Origin of the sequence: Aminobacter sp. SR38, assembly GCF_014843375.1 — a bacterium.
GTDB lineage: Bacteria > Pseudomonadota > Alphaproteobacteria > Rhizobiales > Rhizobiaceae > Aminobacter > Aminobacter ciceronei.
Genome location: NZ_CP062113.1, coordinates 360,563 through 377,026 on the forward strand (window position 1 = coordinate 360,563; position 16,464 = coordinate 377,026).

14 protein-coding genes are annotated in these 16,464 nt (G+C 62.4%); 3 read left to right on the forward strand and 11 right to left on the reverse strand.

Annotated elements, in window-relative coordinates; translation table 11 throughout:
• The first annotated feature begins 30 nt into the window (after positions 1 to 30).
• The gene (locus IG197_RS29570) at positions 31 to 885 is read left to right on the forward strand and encodes a MurR/RpiR family transcriptional regulator (protein WP_192320118.1); all 855 of its coding nucleotides are present in this window, start codon (positions 31 to 33) and stop codon (positions 883 to 885) included.
• A 51-nt stretch (positions 886 to 936) separates the two neighbouring features.
• On the opposite strand, the gene IG197_RS29575 is transcribed toward IG197_RS29570, so the two are convergent.
• The 10 genes from IG197_RS29575 to IG197_RS29620 form a co-directional block, all read right to left on the reverse strand.
• Positions 937 to 2,313, reverse strand: a complete 1,377-nt coding sequence (locus IG197_RS29575) for an acetoin dehydrogenase dihydrolipoyllysine-residue acetyltransferase subunit (protein ID WP_192320120.1) — start codon at positions 2,311 to 2,313, stop codon at positions 937 to 939.
• A 3-nt stretch (positions 2,314 to 2,316) separates the two neighbouring features.
• Positions 2,317 to 3,315, reverse strand: coding sequence for an alpha-ketoacid dehydrogenase subunit beta (locus IG197_RS29580; protein WP_192320122.1), 999 nt, complete (start codon positions 3,313 to 3,315; stop codon positions 2,317 to 2,319).
• Positions 3,315 to 4,343, reverse strand: a complete 1,029-nt coding sequence (locus tag IG197_RS29585) for a thiamine pyrophosphate-dependent dehydrogenase E1 component subunit alpha (RefSeq protein ID WP_192320123.1) — start codon at positions 4,341 to 4,343, stop codon at positions 3,315 to 3,317. The genes IG197_RS29580 and IG197_RS29585 overlap by 1 nt, the downstream gene beginning before the upstream one ends.
• A gap of 2 nt (positions 4,344 to 4,345) precedes the next feature.
• Complete coding sequence (locus IG197_RS29590; RefSeq protein ID WP_192320125.1) at positions 4,346 to 5,671, reverse strand: NAD(P)H-dependent oxidoreductase; 1,326 nt, start codon at positions 5,669 to 5,671, stop codon at positions 4,346 to 4,348.
• Between the two features lie 283 nt (positions 5,672 to 5,954).
• Positions 5,955 to 6,962, reverse strand: coding sequence for a succinylglutamate desuccinylase/aspartoacylase family protein (locus IG197_RS29595; RefSeq protein ID WP_246765443.1), 1,008 nt, complete (start codon positions 6,960 to 6,962; stop codon positions 5,955 to 5,957).
• A 32-nt stretch (positions 6,963 to 6,994) separates the two neighbouring features.
• Positions 6,995 to 7,744 carry an amino acid ABC transporter ATP-binding protein gene (locus IG197_RS29600; protein WP_192320129.1) on the reverse strand — a complete coding sequence of 250 codons (750 nt, stop codon included), beginning with the start codon at positions 7,742 to 7,744 and terminating at the stop codon, positions 6,995 to 6,997.
• An 88-nt stretch (positions 7,745 to 7,832) separates the two neighbouring features.
• Positions 7,833 to 8,492, reverse strand: coding sequence for an amino acid ABC transporter permease (locus IG197_RS29605; protein ID WP_192320131.1), 660 nt, complete (start codon positions 8,490 to 8,492; stop codon positions 7,833 to 7,835).
• Complete coding sequence (locus IG197_RS29610) at positions 8,482 to 9,141, reverse strand: amino acid ABC transporter permease (RefSeq protein ID WP_192320133.1); 660 nt, start codon at positions 9,139 to 9,141, stop codon at positions 8,482 to 8,484. Before IG197_RS29610 ends, IG197_RS29605 begins: the two co-directional genes overlap by 11 nt.
• The gene (gene ehuB / locus IG197_RS29615) at positions 9,138 to 10,025 is read right to left on the reverse strand and encodes an ectoine/hydroxyectoine ABC transporter substrate-binding protein EhuB (RefSeq protein WP_192320135.1); all 888 of its coding nucleotides are present in this window, start codon (positions 10,023 to 10,025) and stop codon (positions 9,138 to 9,140) included. Before ehuB ends, IG197_RS29610 begins: the two co-directional genes overlap by 4 nt.
• A gap of 111 nt (positions 10,026 to 10,136) precedes the next feature.
• A complete protein-coding gene (locus IG197_RS29620) occupies positions 10,137 to 10,841 on the reverse strand; it encodes a hypothetical protein (protein ID WP_192320137.1) in 705 nt (234 codons plus the stop codon).
• Between the two features lie 143 nt (positions 10,842 to 10,984).
• On the opposite strand from IG197_RS29620, the gene IG197_RS29625 reads away from it, so the two are divergent.
• A complete protein-coding gene (locus IG197_RS29625) occupies positions 10,985 to 11,233 on the forward strand; it encodes a helix-turn-helix transcriptional regulator (protein ID WP_256441279.1) in 249 nt (82 codons plus the stop codon).
• Positions 11,234 to 11,439: 206 nt separating this feature from the next.
• On the opposite strand, the gene traA is transcribed toward IG197_RS29625, so the two are convergent.
• On the reverse strand, positions 11,440 to 14,742 hold the full coding sequence (gene traA, locus IG197_RS29630) for a Ti-type conjugative transfer relaxase TraA (protein ID WP_192320140.1): 3,303 nt from the start codon (positions 14,740 to 14,742) through the stop codon (positions 11,440 to 11,442).
• A gap of 1,124 nt (positions 14,743 to 15,866) precedes the next feature.
• Between traA and greA the strand changes: the two genes are divergently transcribed.
• A complete protein-coding gene (gene greA, locus IG197_RS29635; protein WP_192320142.1) occupies positions 15,867 to 16,349 on the forward strand; it encodes a transcription elongation factor GreA in 483 nt (160 codons plus the stop codon).
• Positions 16,350 to 16,464: the final 115 nt, after the last annotated feature.

Consider the following 16,464-nt stretch of genomic DNA (forward strand, 5'->3'; position numbering starts at 1 on the left):
CTGCCTGAAAGGCGGTTGGCCGGAGAGGACATGGCGCAGCGAATCCTGAAGCTCGTGCAAGGCGAGGAGCTGAGGCGGTCGAAATCCGACAAGCTGATCGCCAACTACATCGAGCGCAACCTGGCGGAAATCCCGTTCGAGACGGCGCGATCCATTGCCACCCGTCTCGAACTGTCGCCGATGACCGTCGGCCGCTACCTCCGCCGCATGGGCTTCGACGGCCTCGACCAGTTGAAGCATGAGTTGCGGCGCGGCAGTTCCAACCCTGCCTGGCAGGTCAAGGGCCCGGTCGACCGTTTCCGGAAGGACATCCGCGAGGGCAAGCTGCTTGCCGGGCTCATCCAGCAGCAGATCGACAATCTTGGACGGATCTATGAGCTGACGGCGGCTCCCGAGTGGCAGCAGACGATCGACGCGCTGGTTTCGGCAAGCGAGGTCTATGTCGCCGCCTACCAGAATGTCCGCGGCATCGCCCAATATTTCGCCAGCCAGCTGTCCTACACGCGCCCGCGTGTGCAGTTCGTAGACGGCCTGAACGGCACCTATTCCGAACTGCTCGATGGCTCGGTCGAAGGCCGTGTGCTGTTCCTGCACGACGTCAGGCGCTTTGCCGCCAAGGCGCGCCCACTTGCCATGGAAGCGCGGCGCATGGGCGTGAAGGTCGTTCTGCTGACCGACGAGTTCTGCCCCTGGGGGCCGGAGGTGTCAGACATCTGCCTCGTCGTGCCCGGTTCGCACGGTCCGCTCTGGGACGGCTCGGCAACAATCGTCGCGGTGATGGACCTGATGCTCAGCAACATCATCGTGCTGCTTGGCGACGAGGTCGGCGAACGTGTCGACCTGCTGACCCGGCTGCAGAACACGTTTGGCGACTTTGAGAGCTGATCCAGTCGCATACAAAATCCCCACATACGTCGCGTGGGGATCTCGAAAGCATTAGGCCCGCGCCATCTCCAGGAGGATCCTGAGCACCTGCTCACGCCGCTCGACCTGCGGCATGTGGCCGGTGGCCTGGAAGACATGCAGCGCAATTTCGCCGGGCAACCCCTGCGACTGACTTGCCGGGATGATCCGGTCGTTGGCGCCGACAATGACACGAACCGGAATGCGCAAGGCTGCCAACAGCCCCCTGATGTCGAAGGTCTGGGTGCCATCAGCGAAGAAGCGGTCCGATATCACGCCTTGTGCAGCACGCAGTTCGCTGTCGCCCGCCTGCGCCAGCGTGGCGTTGACGAAAGGCTTTGATAGAACCTGCTCGTCTGATACCAGTTGGCGAAGCCATGGCATCAGGCTTGCCTCGCTCTTTGCCCGCACGAAACCCTGCAGGAAGGCACCGTTGATCTCGGGGCCGAGGCCGGCCGGCGCGATCAGCGCCAGTGCACGGACATCGGCATGGCCGCGCGCGGCAACGGTTGCCGCCACGGCTCCACCGAAGGAATGGCCGACAAGCAGGATCGGGCCAAGGCCAAGCGATGCCAGCGTCGCCTCGACATCCGCAGCGATGGCGTCGAGGTCGGCAGGTGTCTGGCGCGGCGAGCCGCCATGTCCGGGCAGGTCGAGCGCCAGCAGCGGTGCATCGACCGGACCGGCCGCCAGCATCGGCCGCCAGCTGTTGAGGTCGGCCCCGAAGCCGTGGATCAGAACGATCGAACGCCCTTCACCCTGTCGCAGCCAGGCAAAGTTCAGCGGTGCCGCGCCAGCGGACCGCTGTGGCGCCGGCCGCGGCTGGGAGGATGCCGGCGGCCTGGAAATGATCCGGTCGGGCCAAAGCGCGGCTTTCGCCTCAAGCTTAGGCGCCGTCATGGCGCTTTCGACGTCCTTGCGCATGATGCGGCCCTTGGGGCCGGATCCTGCGATGGTGTCGAGCGCGAGCCCGGCTTCCGCCGCGAGACGGCGTGCGAGCGGCGTGGCGCGCGTGCCGTTCAATGACATGGACGGGGCGACGGTCTTCACCCGGGCGAGCTCTGCCGGAGACACCGGGGCGATCGCTGCCGCGGCAGCCGGCGCAGCAGGAACCAAATCCTGCACAGGCTTGGCTTCGGCTGCTGCGTCCTTGGCCGGCTTGCCGGCTTCGCCCTCGGCGTAGATCCAGGCAACGGCTTCGCCGACCGGGATGTCTATACCTTCCTTGCCTGTAATGTCGCGGATGGTGCCCGAGGCTGGGGCGTCGATTTCCATCGCCGCCTTGTCGGTCTCGATCTCGAACAGCAGGTCGCCCTTCTTGACCGCAGCACCTTCGTCGACATACCAGCGCGAGATGCGCCCGGTCGCCATGTCCATGTCGACCTTGGGCAGAATTACTTCGACCGGCATGGTCTAGCGGCTCCCCGTGGCGAGGCTGCGCGCGGCGGCCAGGATGTCGGGCACTTGCGGCACGGTCGCCTTTTCCAGTTCCGGATTGTAGGGGATCGGCGTCTCGGCGCCGCCGAGGCGGACGATCGGCGCATCGAGGAAGTCGAAGGCCTCGCTCTCGGCGATCATGGCGCTGACTTCAGCTCCAACGCCAAGGGTCTTCACGCCTTCATAGACGCAGAGCAGGCGCGACGTCTTCTTGACACTCTCGATGACGGTTTCCTTGTCCATCGGCCTGATGGTGCGCAGGTCGACGACCTCGACGTCGATGCCTTCGGCTTCGAGCGTCTTGGCGGCTTCCAGCGCCTTGTGCACCATGATCGAGGTGGCGACGATGGTCAGGTCGCGGCCCTCGCGGCGGATCTCGGCCTTGCCGATCGGCACGGTGTAGTAACCCTCGGGCACCGGACCCTTGGTCTTGTAGAGCAGCTTGTGCTCGAAGATCATCACCGGATCCGGATCGGCAACGGCCGCGAGCAGCATGCCCTTGGCGTCGTGTGGCGTCGCCGGCTGTATGACCTTCAAGCCGGGCACATGGCCGAGCCAAGCTTCGAGGCTCTGGCTGTGCTGGGCTGCAGCACCCGTGCCCGACCCTGCCGGAAAGCGCATGACCACGGGCACCGACACCGCGCCGCCGAGCATGTAGCGCATCTTGGCGGCCTGGTTGACGATCTGCTCCATGGCGAGCGTGGCGAAGTCGGAGAACTGGAACTCGAAGATAGGCCGGAGGCCTGTCACGGCGGCACCTACGGCAACGCCGGCGCCACCAAGTTCCGAGATCGGCGTATCGATGACACGGTCGGCGCCAAAACGCTCGACAAGGTCGCCCGTCACCTGGAAGGCGCCGCCATAGACGCCGATGTCCTCGCCCATCAGGACGACGCGTTCATCGGTCTCCATGGCAATCGCCATGGCTTCCTGGATCGCCTGGGCATAGCTCAGCTCGCGCACGGCCTGATCCATCACACAGTCTCCGTGTAGACGTAGCGTTCGAGATTGCGGATCTCGGGCGACGGGCTCGCCTTGGCAAACTCGATGCCGTCGGCAATCTCCTTGGCGACCGCCTCGCGGATGGCCTCGATACCTGCCTGGTCGATGATGCCGAATTCCATCAGTTCATTCTCATAGCGGACGATGGGATCGCGGTTGGTCATCCAGTCCTCGATCTCTTCCTTGGTCCGGTAGCGGTTACGGTCGCTCTTGGAGTGGCCGCGATGGCGATAGGTCTTGGACTCGATCAGCGTCGGCCCCTCTCCTGCCCTTGCACGGCGAACGGCCTCGTAGCTGGCTTCGGCGACGTCGGACAGCACGTTGCCGTCGACGATCACACCCGGCATCGAATAGGCGGCGGCGCGGTCGGCGACATTCGGCACCGCGGTCGAGCGCGCCATCGAGGTCGACATGCCGTAGCCGTTGTTTTCGCAGACGAAGATGACCGGCAGCTTCCACAGCGAGGCCATGTTGAGCGCCTCGTGGAAGGCGCCCTCATTGTTGGCGCCGTCGCCGAAGAAGGAGATGACGACTCGATCAGAGTTCAGGCGCTTGGCGGTGAGGGCCGCACCCACGGCGATCGGAATGCCGCCGCCAACGATGCCATTGGCGCCGAGATTACCCGTGGTCACGTCGGCGATGTGCATCGAGCCGCCGCGGCCGCGGCAATAGCCGGTCGTCTTGCCAAAGAACTCGGCGAACATCTTCGATACTTCAGCACCCTTGGCAATGCAGTGACCATGGCCGCGATGCGTCGAGGTGATCTGGTCGTCATTGGTGAGCGGCATGCAGATGCCCATGGCGCTCGCCTCTTGACCGATGGACAGGTGCATCGTGCCGTGGATCAGGCCACGCATGTAGGATTCTTCCGCGCCCTCTTCGAACTGGCGGATGAGATACATCTTGTGCAGGGCCTGCTTCAGCCGCTCGGCACTGTATTCCCGGTAGATGAAGGGCAGGTTCACGCCCGTCGGCAGGTCCTTGGTCTTAAGCTGGGCCACGATTATGCCTCCGCCCCATAGACCAGCCGGTCCTGTCGTGCGCGCAGCTCGGCGATCTTGGAGCCTGGCGCGACTGATGCATTGGCCGTGGTGATCAGCTCGCCCTTCTTGATCGGGGCGGTGACGGTGCCGCCCTGCAGCAGGCCGCAAGGGATCGCTTTTGCCGCACGGGCCTCGCCTGCCGTCATGATCCAGGCGCGGTAGGTGTATTCGCCGATGGCGTCGAGCGTATCGCCGGGCGCAAGATCCTTCTTGGCGACGGCACAGACATCAGCCACCGGCCTGGCCAGCGGCACCATGTCGGCCTTGCCGTAAAGCACCACACGGGCACAGGTCAGCGGCACCTCGAGCGAGGTCAGGTGATAGGGCCGGTGGAAGGTGAAATACGGGCCATGGCCCATCTTCAAATCTTCCATGCGCTCGCGGATGCGCGGATGCGACATGTCGGCGATGACGAACACGCCGGGGGCAACCCCCTTGCCGATCGAATAGTCGACGACGCCGACCTTGGAGAGAACACCGCCGTCCTTCTCCGGGACCAGCACCTTGTTGAGCTCCGGCAAGGTCGCGGCCGGGCCGTGCATGCCGGCCTTGTCCGGCACCAGACCGGTGGCATTGGCGATCGCCGCCATCTCGACCATCGTCTTGGAGCCGTCGACGAACTCGACAAGCATACGCACGTTCATGTTGCGGCGGGCCGCTTCCTCGGCATAGTCGTGCGGCACCGCGTCGATGTTGAGCGGGTTGTTCTTGCCCTTGCCGGCAGCGACGATGGTGTGGCCCATCGCCGAGACGAACTCGATCAGCTCCATGCAGGACGACGGCTCGTCGCCGGCGCCGAGCGAATAGGTGACGCCAAGCCTGTCGGCCTCTGACTTGAGATAGGCACCGATGGTGACGTCGGCCTCGACATTCATCATCACCAGATGCTTGCCATGCTCCATGGCGCGCAGGCCGATCTCGGCGCCGACGGCAGGAACGCCCGTCGCATCGATGACGACGTCGATCAGGCCGCTGTTGAGGATGAGATCAGCATCGTTGGTGACCGCGACCTTGCCGGCCTCGATGGCTTCGTTCAGCGCCGAACCGGAGGCAACTTCGCGGGCGTGACCCTTCTCCTGATAGGCGATGTCGACGGCGCGATGCGCGTTGGGCAGGTTGAGCTCGGAGATCGCGCCGACCTCGATGCCGGGCATGTGCGCCACCCGCGCCACGATGTCGGTGCCCATCTCGCCCGAGCCGATCAGGCCAATGCGGATCGGCTTGCCGGACTTGCCACGCTCGGCAAGATCCCGCGCCAAGCCGACAGGGGCTACGTTGATGGTCATCCGATGGTTCCTCCCGAGCACGCTCTGCAATTGCGCCCAGAGGTAATGAACATCTGTATTTGTGTCAATACGAATGTCCATGGTTGGGCGATTCATGGACTCGGTTTGAAGTTTCCAGCTGTGACTACTCAAGCACTCTGAACGGCGGTAGCCGCCGCTGCGCACAGATGACGAACAAAGCGACGCGACAGGGTTTCAGCCAGTGACGAAGCTGTGCAGAAGGCCGACCTGCGCCAGCAAAGCTCGACCGGCCGGCATGATAAGCTGTGAACCAGGGGAGGCCCTATGCTACGTCCACCACAAGCTTGAACAGGCAATCTCCGGGCTCGGTCAGTGCCGGAGCACGTTGGCAGGCGACAAGGCCAGACTGCGCGAAGTGAACTGACCTGGCAGGCTCCGACGGCCCTGCAATCGGATGGATTGTTCCGGCAAGATCTCCTGCCTCAACCTCGTCTCCCACCGCCACCGCAGGTTCGAAGATCCCCCTGACCGGCGCATAGGTGAAGGCCTGCCTGCCATCGACCCGCATGGATCGTGTTGCTTCAGGCGGCTCGACGATGGCCTCGGGCAGGATGCCCATATGCTTCAGCACACGCAGTACCCCGTCGCGCGCGAGCTTTTCACCCGCCCGTGACAGCGACGCGCCGCCGCCCAGTTCGGTCGTCAGGGCAGGAATGCCGAGCGCCTGGGCTGTCGCCGACAGGGTCGTGGCACCGCCGCCGCCCGAACCATCGCTGATCGAGCCGATGGGGGCGCCAAAGACATGCATGAGTTCGACGAGCCGTGCCGTCTCGGCTGCGGACTTGCCCACACGGATCAGGCAGCAGGGGAGATAGAGCAGCGAGCTGCCACCGGAGTGCAGATCGATGACGATGTCGGCGAGCGGCAGAAGCACCTCTGAGACATAGTGGGCGATCATCTCAGTCGGTGAGCCATTGGCGTCGCCGGGAAACATGCGGTTGAGGTTGCCCTGATCGAGCGGCGACACGCGCCTGCCTGCGTCGACTGCAGGATAGTTCAATGCCGGCAGGATGATGATGCGGCCACGGAGCTCGCCGGCATCGAGCTGCCGGGCGAGCTTGCTGAGCGCGACCTGGCCCTCATACTCGTCACCATGATTGCCTGATATCAAGAGTGCGGTTGGCCCGGCACCATTCCTGATGCAGACGATCGGGATCGGGATGGTGCCATACGCCGAACGGTCACTCGAAAACGGCAACCGCAGAGAACTGATCTGCTTGCCGTCCCTGTCAAAATCAACGTCCGTCCAGATGCGTGTGTCGTTCGCCACCGGTCCGTCCCTTCTCATCTGCCCACACGTCGTCAATGCAGCAGCGTGTTGAGGAAAGACTGGGCACGCGGATGACTGGGCGTCGAAAAGAACGTCATCGGCGATGCCTGTTCGACAATGCTGCCCTGATCCATGAACACCACCTGGTCGGCAACCTCGCGGGCAAAGCCCATCTCGTGGGTGACGCAGATCATCGTCATGCCTTCCTGGGCCAGCCCGGTCATGACGTCGAGCACCTCCTTGACCATTTCGGGATCCAGTGCCGAGGTTGGCTCGTCGAACAGCATCAGCCGCGGGTTCATGCAGAGCGCCCGCGCGATCGCCACCCGCTGCTGCTGTCCACCTGACAGTTGCGCAGGGTATTTGTCGGCCTGTTCGGGAATACGGACCTTTTCCAGGAAATGCCGCGCCAGGCTCTCGGCCTCCTTGCGCGGCATGCGAAGTACCCGCCGCAGGGCAAGGGTACAGTTCGACAGAACAGTCAGATGCGGAAACAGATTGAAGCTCTGGAACACCATGCCGGTCTGCCGGCGGGCGAGAGCCGTCTCCCTGGCATTGTCACCCAGCCGGACCGTGCCAAGTGTGACGGTTCCCTGCTGGTAGGCTTCAAGTCCGTTGAGGCAACGGATCAAGGTGGATTTGCCCGACCCGGAGGGTCCGCAGATCACGACGCGGGAACCGCTTGGGATGGTGAGGTTGACCTCCTTCAACACATGGAAAGCGCCATACCACTTGTTGAGCGAGGTGATCTGAACGGCAGGTTTGTCGTCTGTGAGGGTCATGAAGTACCTCTGCAATCGCTTGAAGGCAGCGATTTAAGTGTGTGATTTCGTGTAAACGTGACTGGCGACTGGGATGCCGGCTGGTCGGCTATCTGGCTGTCGGCCCCATCAGCCTGACCTCGAGCCGTTTGATGGCTTGCGAGATGAGGAGTGCGAGGCCGAGGAAGATGAGGCCGGCGACCGTCAAAGGCTCGGCATAGCGGTAGGTCTCGGATGCGATGTCGAAGGCACGTCCCAGCATCTCCGGCACGGCAAGCACGGCCAGATAGGGCGTCGCCTTGAGGATCGAGACGAAGTAGTTGCCCATGGGTGCTGCGATGTTGCGCAGCATCTGCGGGGCGATGACAAAGACGGTCAGTTCCATCCTGCCGAGTCCGAGTGCCCTTGCGGCCTCGCCCTGGCCCTTGGGGACGGCATCGATGCCGGCCTTGAACACCTCCGCGAGATAACCGCTGTAATAGAGGCTGAGCCCGATCATGCCTGTGGCAAGCGCGCCAAGGCGAATGCCATAGAACGGCAGAATGAAATACAGGCAGTAGAGCCAGACCAGCACCGGCGTTGCCCTGATGAAGTCGATCAGAAAGCGAACGAACAACCCTCCCGGCCCGCCGGAGCGGCGAACGAGTTCAAGGCCGAACCCGACTGCCGAGGCGCCAACGCAGCTGACTGCTGCCACCAGCAGCGTCATGCCAATGGCGCCAAGGATGGTCGGCACAGTCGACAGCGCAAAGGCGATATCAAACTGCACAACGCGCCTCCCTTGCCGGGTTGATGCGCCGTTCCACCCAGCGTCCGAAAAGTGCGACCGGGTAGCATACGATGAAATAGGCGAGCAGCAGCGAGCTGTAGATCGGCACCGGGTCATACTCGATCTGCGAGATCTCCTTGGCGCGGAAGGTCATGTCGGTCAGCGTCACCAGCGAGACAAGCGATGTCGCCTTCACCAACTGAATAAGCTGGTTGATAAAGGTCGGGCTCATGGCGACGAGTGCCTGCGGCAACTCAATGCGCAACAGGATGGTGGCACGCGACAGCCCCAGTGCCTGGCCAGCTTCCTTCTGGCCGCGATCCAGCGCCTGCAGGCCGGCTCTCACCGCCTGGCTGGCATAACCGCCAATGTTGAGCCCGAGCACCATGGCACTGACAGTCATTGCCGACAGCGCCAGTCCGGCAAGCGGCAGGGCGTAATAGAACACGAACAGCAGGATGATGACGGCGGAGCTGCGCCAGAACTCGATGACCGATGTCACCACGAGCCGCGCCGGGCCCGTGGTCAGGTACTGGGCAACGCCAAAGACGAGGCCGAAGGGAATGGCAAAGACAAGGCCATAGAGCGTCACCAAAGCGGTGACGCGAAAGCCCTGCAGGATGCCGAGCCAGATCTCGAATATGGTCATTTGCCGGCACCAGCCCTACCGCAGAGCTTCTCGACGGTGACGGTATCAGGCACGACCTCGGTCTCGCCAAAGCCATATCTGGCCATGACCTTGGTCACCGTGCCATCCTTGGTCAGCGCCAGAAGCCTTTCATCCCATAGTGCCCTGAGATCCTGGTCTTCGCTGCGGAAGGCGACGGCGGCATAAGTTGCCTGCTCGTCTGTCGTCACGAAGGGGTTGGCACTCTCCAGTCCCTTGAGCTTGCCACTGGCAAGCAGCCCGATCACGGTCGGCGACGACAGCACCGTCACATCGATGCGGCCGGAGCGCAGGGCCGAGATGTTGGCCTCGATGTCGGGGAACAGCAGCATGTTGCTTTCCGGCACGCCGGCGACAGTCGCATTCCTGACCGACACGCTGCCGCGGCCGGCACCCATGATGATCTGCTTGCTGACGATATCGTCAAAGCCATGGATCTGTTTTGGATTACCAGTGAGCACGATGGCTGCGTCATGCACCTTGAGATCGGGAGTGCCAAAGGCAACCTGCCGGCAGCGCTCCGGCGTGATCGAGAGACCAGAGGCCACCGCATCGAAGCGGCCGGCGAGCAGCCCCGGGATCAGGGCGCCGAATTCGGTGACCCTGATGTCGATTTCCTTGACGCCAAGTTCGGCAAAGGCGGCCCTCAACAGATCCGGATGCCATCCCTTGGCCTCGCCGGTGGCTTCATCACGAAAGCCCCAGGGCGTCCGGTTGTGAATACCGATGACGATCTTGCCTTCGCGCCGAATGCGCTCCTTCGTCGTCTCGGCAAAGGCCGGACCACCTGGCAAGGCGACGATCAGCGCGAGCAAAACGCACCACGTGAATGCAAGCCGCAGGCGTACAGAACTTCTGAAGGTCATTCTCTCTCTCCCATTGTTGTAAAAGGTGCCTGCCCACCCGCCGCTCCACGGCACGCCTGATACGTGACGGCGGGCATCGCCTGCCTCGCCTCCCGCGATCCTGCAGTGCGTTCAGCTTCGCTGTTGATGGCTTTCGCGGACTATGGTGCCGTCGGGCACGGATGCGCGAAGGCGGTTCGTCTCGCCGTCCAGGCCGCGATGCTCAGCGTGCTGCCGCCGGCTATCCGCCGGCAGCACGTCCGCGCCGCGGTCGCCCAATGCCTGGAGATCCGCCAGGACCGACTGAATTTGCGGCCAGGGAAATGCCGATGTGTCGCCCATGTTCTCGCCGCCGCCGACGATGATCTTCAGCTTGGCGATCACCCCGGCAAGTGACTGGGCGGGAGTGGCGGCAACAGCGTCGAGGATCTCTTCTTCTGCCTCAACGGCCTGTGCCTCGGCGGCACGGGCTCGTGAGTATCCGAACTCCTGGTCGAGCTCGTTCCAACGTGTCTGGTGATCCGCTGGCAGCGGTGCGCTCTGCTGGTCGTTCTCAGCTCCAACGCGTGGTTCAGAAGCCCTCAGGGCATTCCTGATCCTTATCTCCAGACGCTGCTGCAGCCGGCACAAAACCACGGCCATGTGGTGTGCCTGTTCCCATTCCTGCAGCAGGACCACGCATGGGTCGATGGTGCCAAGCAAACGCGCGGCGGTCTTCTCGGCCAGTCTTACGCCAAGCGAGCTGTCACCTTCCGCCTCGTCATCCACAGCACAGCTCTTCCTTCGTCCTCCTTGGGTGACGAAAGGCAAAGCTGTGGTATTGTCGGAATCAGCCATGATCCGAGCTCCAACCAGCTTGGGTTTGGTCAGGCCGAGTGAGGTGCAGCAACACCTCGTCGGCCGTCTAACTAGCTTTACTAGTCGCCGTCATTAACCCGAGTTTTTTGACCAATGTCAATTAAAAATAACGACTTTGAATGATGGGGGCTATTTCAGTCGCGCAATGCAGAGCGGCAAGGGCTATGCTTGGTTGGAGCCAAGGCGAACTAGCCGAGGCCGCGACAGTCTCCAAGACAACTGTCGTCGATTTCGAACGGGGCACACGTACTCCTCATCGCAACAACCTTGCTGCAATTCGTCATGCACTTGAACGCGCGGGTATTGTGTTCATACCGGAAAATGGTGGTGGAGCCGGCGTGCGGTTTGCACGGCCAACCAGCGACAATTGATGTTGGCCGCTGAAGTGAGTTGAATTTGCCGCGGTGCTTCGTCACGGTTCATCCACCCGATTGGTGCACGGATAAATTAACTTGTAGAGAGCCGCACGCCTTTATTAAGTCTGCGGAACCCGCACATTACCAAATCACTCGCCAAGGTGAAGGCTTTGAGGGCGCTCTGAGCGGCCTCCCCCAAAGACTTATGCTGCGCCTGCGTTTCATAGCTTCCACGCCAATCCCTGGCGCTGTGCCATTCGCAGCTGCTCGACCTGCGTCAATGTCTGCGCTGTGCGCTCATGAGCAGCGAGTTGCTGGGCGACACGCATCAAAGGCCATGCGTCACGTAGCTTCTCTCGCTCGCTAGCTCGAAGGCCCTCCGCGGCCTTGTCAAAGAGAGCACCCGATGCCTCACGCGCGGCGTTGCCGAGCAACGTCCGCTCGCCGAGGCGTTCAGCAATGGCACGGTTGAAGCCATCGATCTCCAGCCTCACCTCACGATTGTCGCGGATATGGGCGAGTGCGGCTGGAAGATCGTTGCGGTCGATTGCCTCGCGGATCGTTTCCAGCACTGACCTGGCGGTCGGTGACAGGGCCGGGATGTCGATCGAGACACGGTGACGATGTGCCTGCTCCTCCTTTTCGATCCTTTCGGTAGCAACCGTGCGCATCTGCAGATAGCGCTCGATGTCACGTTTCAAGGCCGGCACATTGACCTCGGCAACACGGCGCGCCTCCTTGTCAGCTTTTGACGCGAGAAGGCCCGTTCGCCCTTTGAATGCTCCGAGCGATGCCGGCTCGCTGACGAGCTGAGCAAGCGTGTGTTGCGCAGCCTTGTGGTTAGTCAGAAGCGCATTGAAGTCCATTGCCCGGAAAGCGGCCTCCGGATCGGCAAAGACGTAGCGGAAGCGTGTGGACATCTCCTCCCACTGCTTGGCAAGGGCCGGATCGGCGAGAAGCCTTTCCTCGACGATATCAGCCAGCGACCTGGCAAACACCGTGACACCGGCGACCATCGGTTCGGCCCTGTTGCGGATTTGCGTTGTCGGGCTTTGCAACAGGCCAAGGCACTCGCCGTGGACACGGAACCGTTGCGCCAGGTCGGCAAGCCTCTCCTTCTGGCGCAGCATCCAGTCGAGCCGGTCGCGGACGAGCGTGCGCGCAACACGCGATATGTGCAGCCCACGGTTCTCGGCAAAGCGCAGTGCCTGTCGGTAGAGTGTGCCACGCTCGTAATCGAGCGTGGTTTCCTTGGCGTTCGTTCGAGATAGGATCGTCTCAAGCCCGCCCACTTTGCCGAAGGAACGACGCCCGTAATAGAGTGCCATGTCCTCCCGGTGCCGGGTCATTGCGACATAGGTGAGATGCCGATCCAGTGAGAGCGAAGCCAGCACCTTGACCCGGTCGACGGTCGCGCCCTGAGACTTGTGGATCGTGGTCGCATAACCATGATCGATGTTGGTGTAGAAGCGCTGCTCGACTGTGACCAGCCGGCGATGCTGACCCTCGCCGATGGCCGCAACGATCCGGTTTGGTGCCGCCTCGACGACACGCCCGATCATGCCGTTCTTCACCCCGAGCGACGTCTCGTTCTTGAGGAAGACGATCTGGTCGCCAGGGTCGAACCGGCGAAGGCCGTCCTCGGTGCGGAAGGCATGTCCCACGCCGACGATCCCCCGCTCGACGAGCTTCTCACGCGCCAGGCTGTTGAGCTCGCGCACGTCGCGCCGAAGATGGGCCAGGATGAGTGTAGTCTTGGTCGGATCGTAGTCACTGTTCCAGTCGCCGATCAGACTGTCGATCGCCTGTGCCTTGAGCTCTGACCCACGCACTCTGCCATGCTCGCCATAAGCATGGATCGCCTGTGCGACGCGGCCACGCGCCAGATCGAGAGAGGCGGCCCGCATCCATTCTTCACGCTGGCGGTAGATGGTCTCGAGTTCAGCGTAGCCGATGCGGTCAACGATGGCCCGAAACGCAGCTCCTGCTTCAATCGGCTGGAGTTGCTCGGGATCACCGACCAGCACCAGCTTTGCACCGGCCAGGGTTGCTGCTTCGACGACAAGTGCCATCTGCTTCGAGGCAACCATGCCCGCCTCGTCGACAACAAACACCGTGCTTTTGTCGAGCATGTCCCTGCCCTGCTTCCAGCGCAGCTCCCACGACGACAGCGTGCGGCTGACGATGCCTGCTTCCTTCTCGAGGCCCTCCGCCGCCTTGCCGGCAAGGGCAGCACCGACAACACGATAACCCGCCAATTCCCAGGCCTCGCGTGCTGCCTTCATCATCGTGGTCTTGCCCGCGCCTGCACGACCGACGACAGCAGCGATGCGTGCCTCGTCCACCACATGTTCGATGGCGACACGCTGCTCCTGCGACAGCTGCGCATGACGCGCCAGCACACTGTCCAGCACCTTCTGCCGGACGCCATGTGATGTGCGTTGTGACAGCCACAGCGATTGCTTCGCCATCTTCGCTTCGATGCGGATCAGCTCACGCGTCGTGTAGCGGGAACGGATCCTTGCTCCCGTCGCAAGGTCGATGCCGTCGCGCTCGATGCGCAACGCCTCCGGGCTCTGCAGAATGCGCACCATCAACTGCTGGAACGTGACGGCATCGTCGACATAACGATGCAGGATCTTTGCGATGTCGCGTTCATCGAAGACGCTTTTCTCCGAAGAGACGATATCGAGCACAATCTCGGGTCGCTTCAGGATCCGGCTCGCATTCTCCTTGCGCCTCGCCTCGAGCAGCTCGATCCGCTCGAGCGACATCTCATGGCCTTCACGCGCTGACTTGCGCTGGATCGCCTTGGCGCCAACACCGATATGGGTGGTTGGCACGAGGTCGATGCCACGCTCGGCATAAGAGCGACCATCGACACGCAGGTCGATCCCGCCAAGTGCCAGATGCTGGTTCTGGATCTCGAACCAGGCATCGCGCAGGGCCGTGAAGTCGTCGATCCCGCCGGCCCAAAGCTCATAGACGATCTTGCCGGTCTTGGTGCGCAGCACCTCGCCATTCTCACCCATGACAGCAACCTTCTTGGACCCAAACCCGTCCTCGGTCAGTGGTCGCAGGGTCATCATCAGATGGACATGCGGATTGCCAGGCGCATCATGATAGACCCAGTCCGCAACCATGCCCCTGGCGAGAATGTGTCGTTCGACGAAATCACGCACCAGCGCGATGTTCTGCTCGGCTGACAGCTCCAGCGGCAAGGCGATGGTGATGTCCTTGGCAAGCTGGGCATCCGAGCGTTTCTCGAAAGCTTCGACCTTGTTCCAGAAGGCTTCCGAAGCACCTGCCACCGAGCAGTCGGCAATCAGGCTGCGCAGCCATTGCGGCGCATCGGGTGGCACCGAAAACGCCTCATGCAGCAGCCCCTGCTTGCGTGTGTAGTCAACCGAGCGCGCTTCGCGTTCGTACTCCATCTTGGCGCAATGGCGATAGGCGGCCGACAGAACCACGCTGCGACCGTCACCGCGGCTGACAATGCTGACGGAGAAATGCGGGACAGCCACGGCAGAGATTGCTCCTGGACAGCGAACGGACACTCATGCGTTCGTCAGGAGCGGCTGCTGGGCAGGCCGCTGAGCAAGGCGTCGCGTCAGCGACGTATAATTGCGCCCTTGGACCGCTCCTTCGGAACGGCGGGATCATCATCCAATGTGCCGGCTTCGCCGACTGCGCAATAAACGGGGATGTGCTGCGCATCCTCCCCGTTGATCCTGACTTGGCGTTTCGCTCAATCCAGACAAGGGAGGGGCGAGTAGAAATCGCCCACCTGCTGGGTCGATCAGGACAGCACTTCGGCGAGAGGGGGCAATCCCACAGAACTTAGACCAGGACAGTGGATGGCCCCGAGCACCCCCGCCTCGAATAAGGCCCTCAGCTGCACTTCGATGGTCGAAAAGACCGGAGACTATCGGACCGCTCACGTCAGGGGCCGCAATGCAATGGAGGGCGGCAAGAAGCAGCTTTGTTGGACCGCGAGGAATGCGAACCGTTGCGGGATAACGATCGAGGCGAAGCCGTTCTTCGATTAGACATGCCCCATCGGGCCCGCGGAAGGACCGGCTGTCGCGACACGGAAGGAAGGGCACTGCGGCCAGTGTGCCGATGCCATCTGCACCACACGGCTGACTGACGTGAAATGGCCTCTCCCGCCGCGGCATGCCCCGCTCAATGCCCGATCAACCACACAACCAAGGGCAACATGTCACTGCCTCTGTGAGCACCGGACTCGAAGCCGCCAGAAGCCGAGCAACAGGGTCGCCATCAATCGACGGCGAGAGCAATAGTTGCCGAAACGCCCTCTCACCACGCGTCCGTGACAGAAGGCGGTAGGTCCTGAAGGCCCAGAGACCAGCCTTCGAAATGCCCTTCGGACTGCCAGCTCTTCCAACATGCGGGCCGTACTGGCTTGGCTACCTGCATCGTGCAAAAAAAAGAGCTCAGGGCGTTAGTCATAATCAGCCGTCCGGCTAGGCACACGATTCAGCACTAACGACAGCGACATGCGCGCTAGCACCTCCCGCGAGATTTACAGCCGTCATATTTGGGCCGAAGCCGGCAGTTGGATTGTTGCTGCATTGCGGGCATTAAGGTAAGCAACAGCTAGCAGTTAGACATGGGATTTCGGCCATTGAGCGTGGCATTTGCCAAAGAGGAAAGTGCTGAGGCGGCATCGGAAACCATACTGCCGGCGCGCCCTATCTCCGATCGGATCAACCTTGTCACGGAGGTGGGACTCAAAATGCTGCAAGATGCATTTGCGGGCGCCCAGCAGGCTCTCGAGGCCGCCAACACGCTGGAAGACGTTAACGAGCGGCGACGGCAGTCGGCGGTTCCGGTTCGAGATATGCGCTACTATGCCGAACGCGTCCGTACAGCCCAGCTCATGCCGGCGCCGACCTCAAACGATGTGGTCGCCTTCGGTCACACAGTTACGTTCGCACGTGACGATGGCCGCACGCAGACCTTCCGCATCGTCGGTGAGGATGAGGCCAACCCGTCTCGAGCTTCCATTTCGCATGGCTCACCCGTTGCCATCGCGCTGATTGGCAAGACTGTCGGCGACGTAGTCCTGCTGGGGCAGCGCGAGCTGGAGATCCTTTCCATTTCTTAGCCGGACATCGGGCGTCGGGTACGACCGCAGTGGGGCCGGAAACGGATGGTCCGGTTTGGCCGTCGAAGTTCTTATAGCCGCCGTTCAGGGCGGGCCGAACTCAGCGACGGTTTCC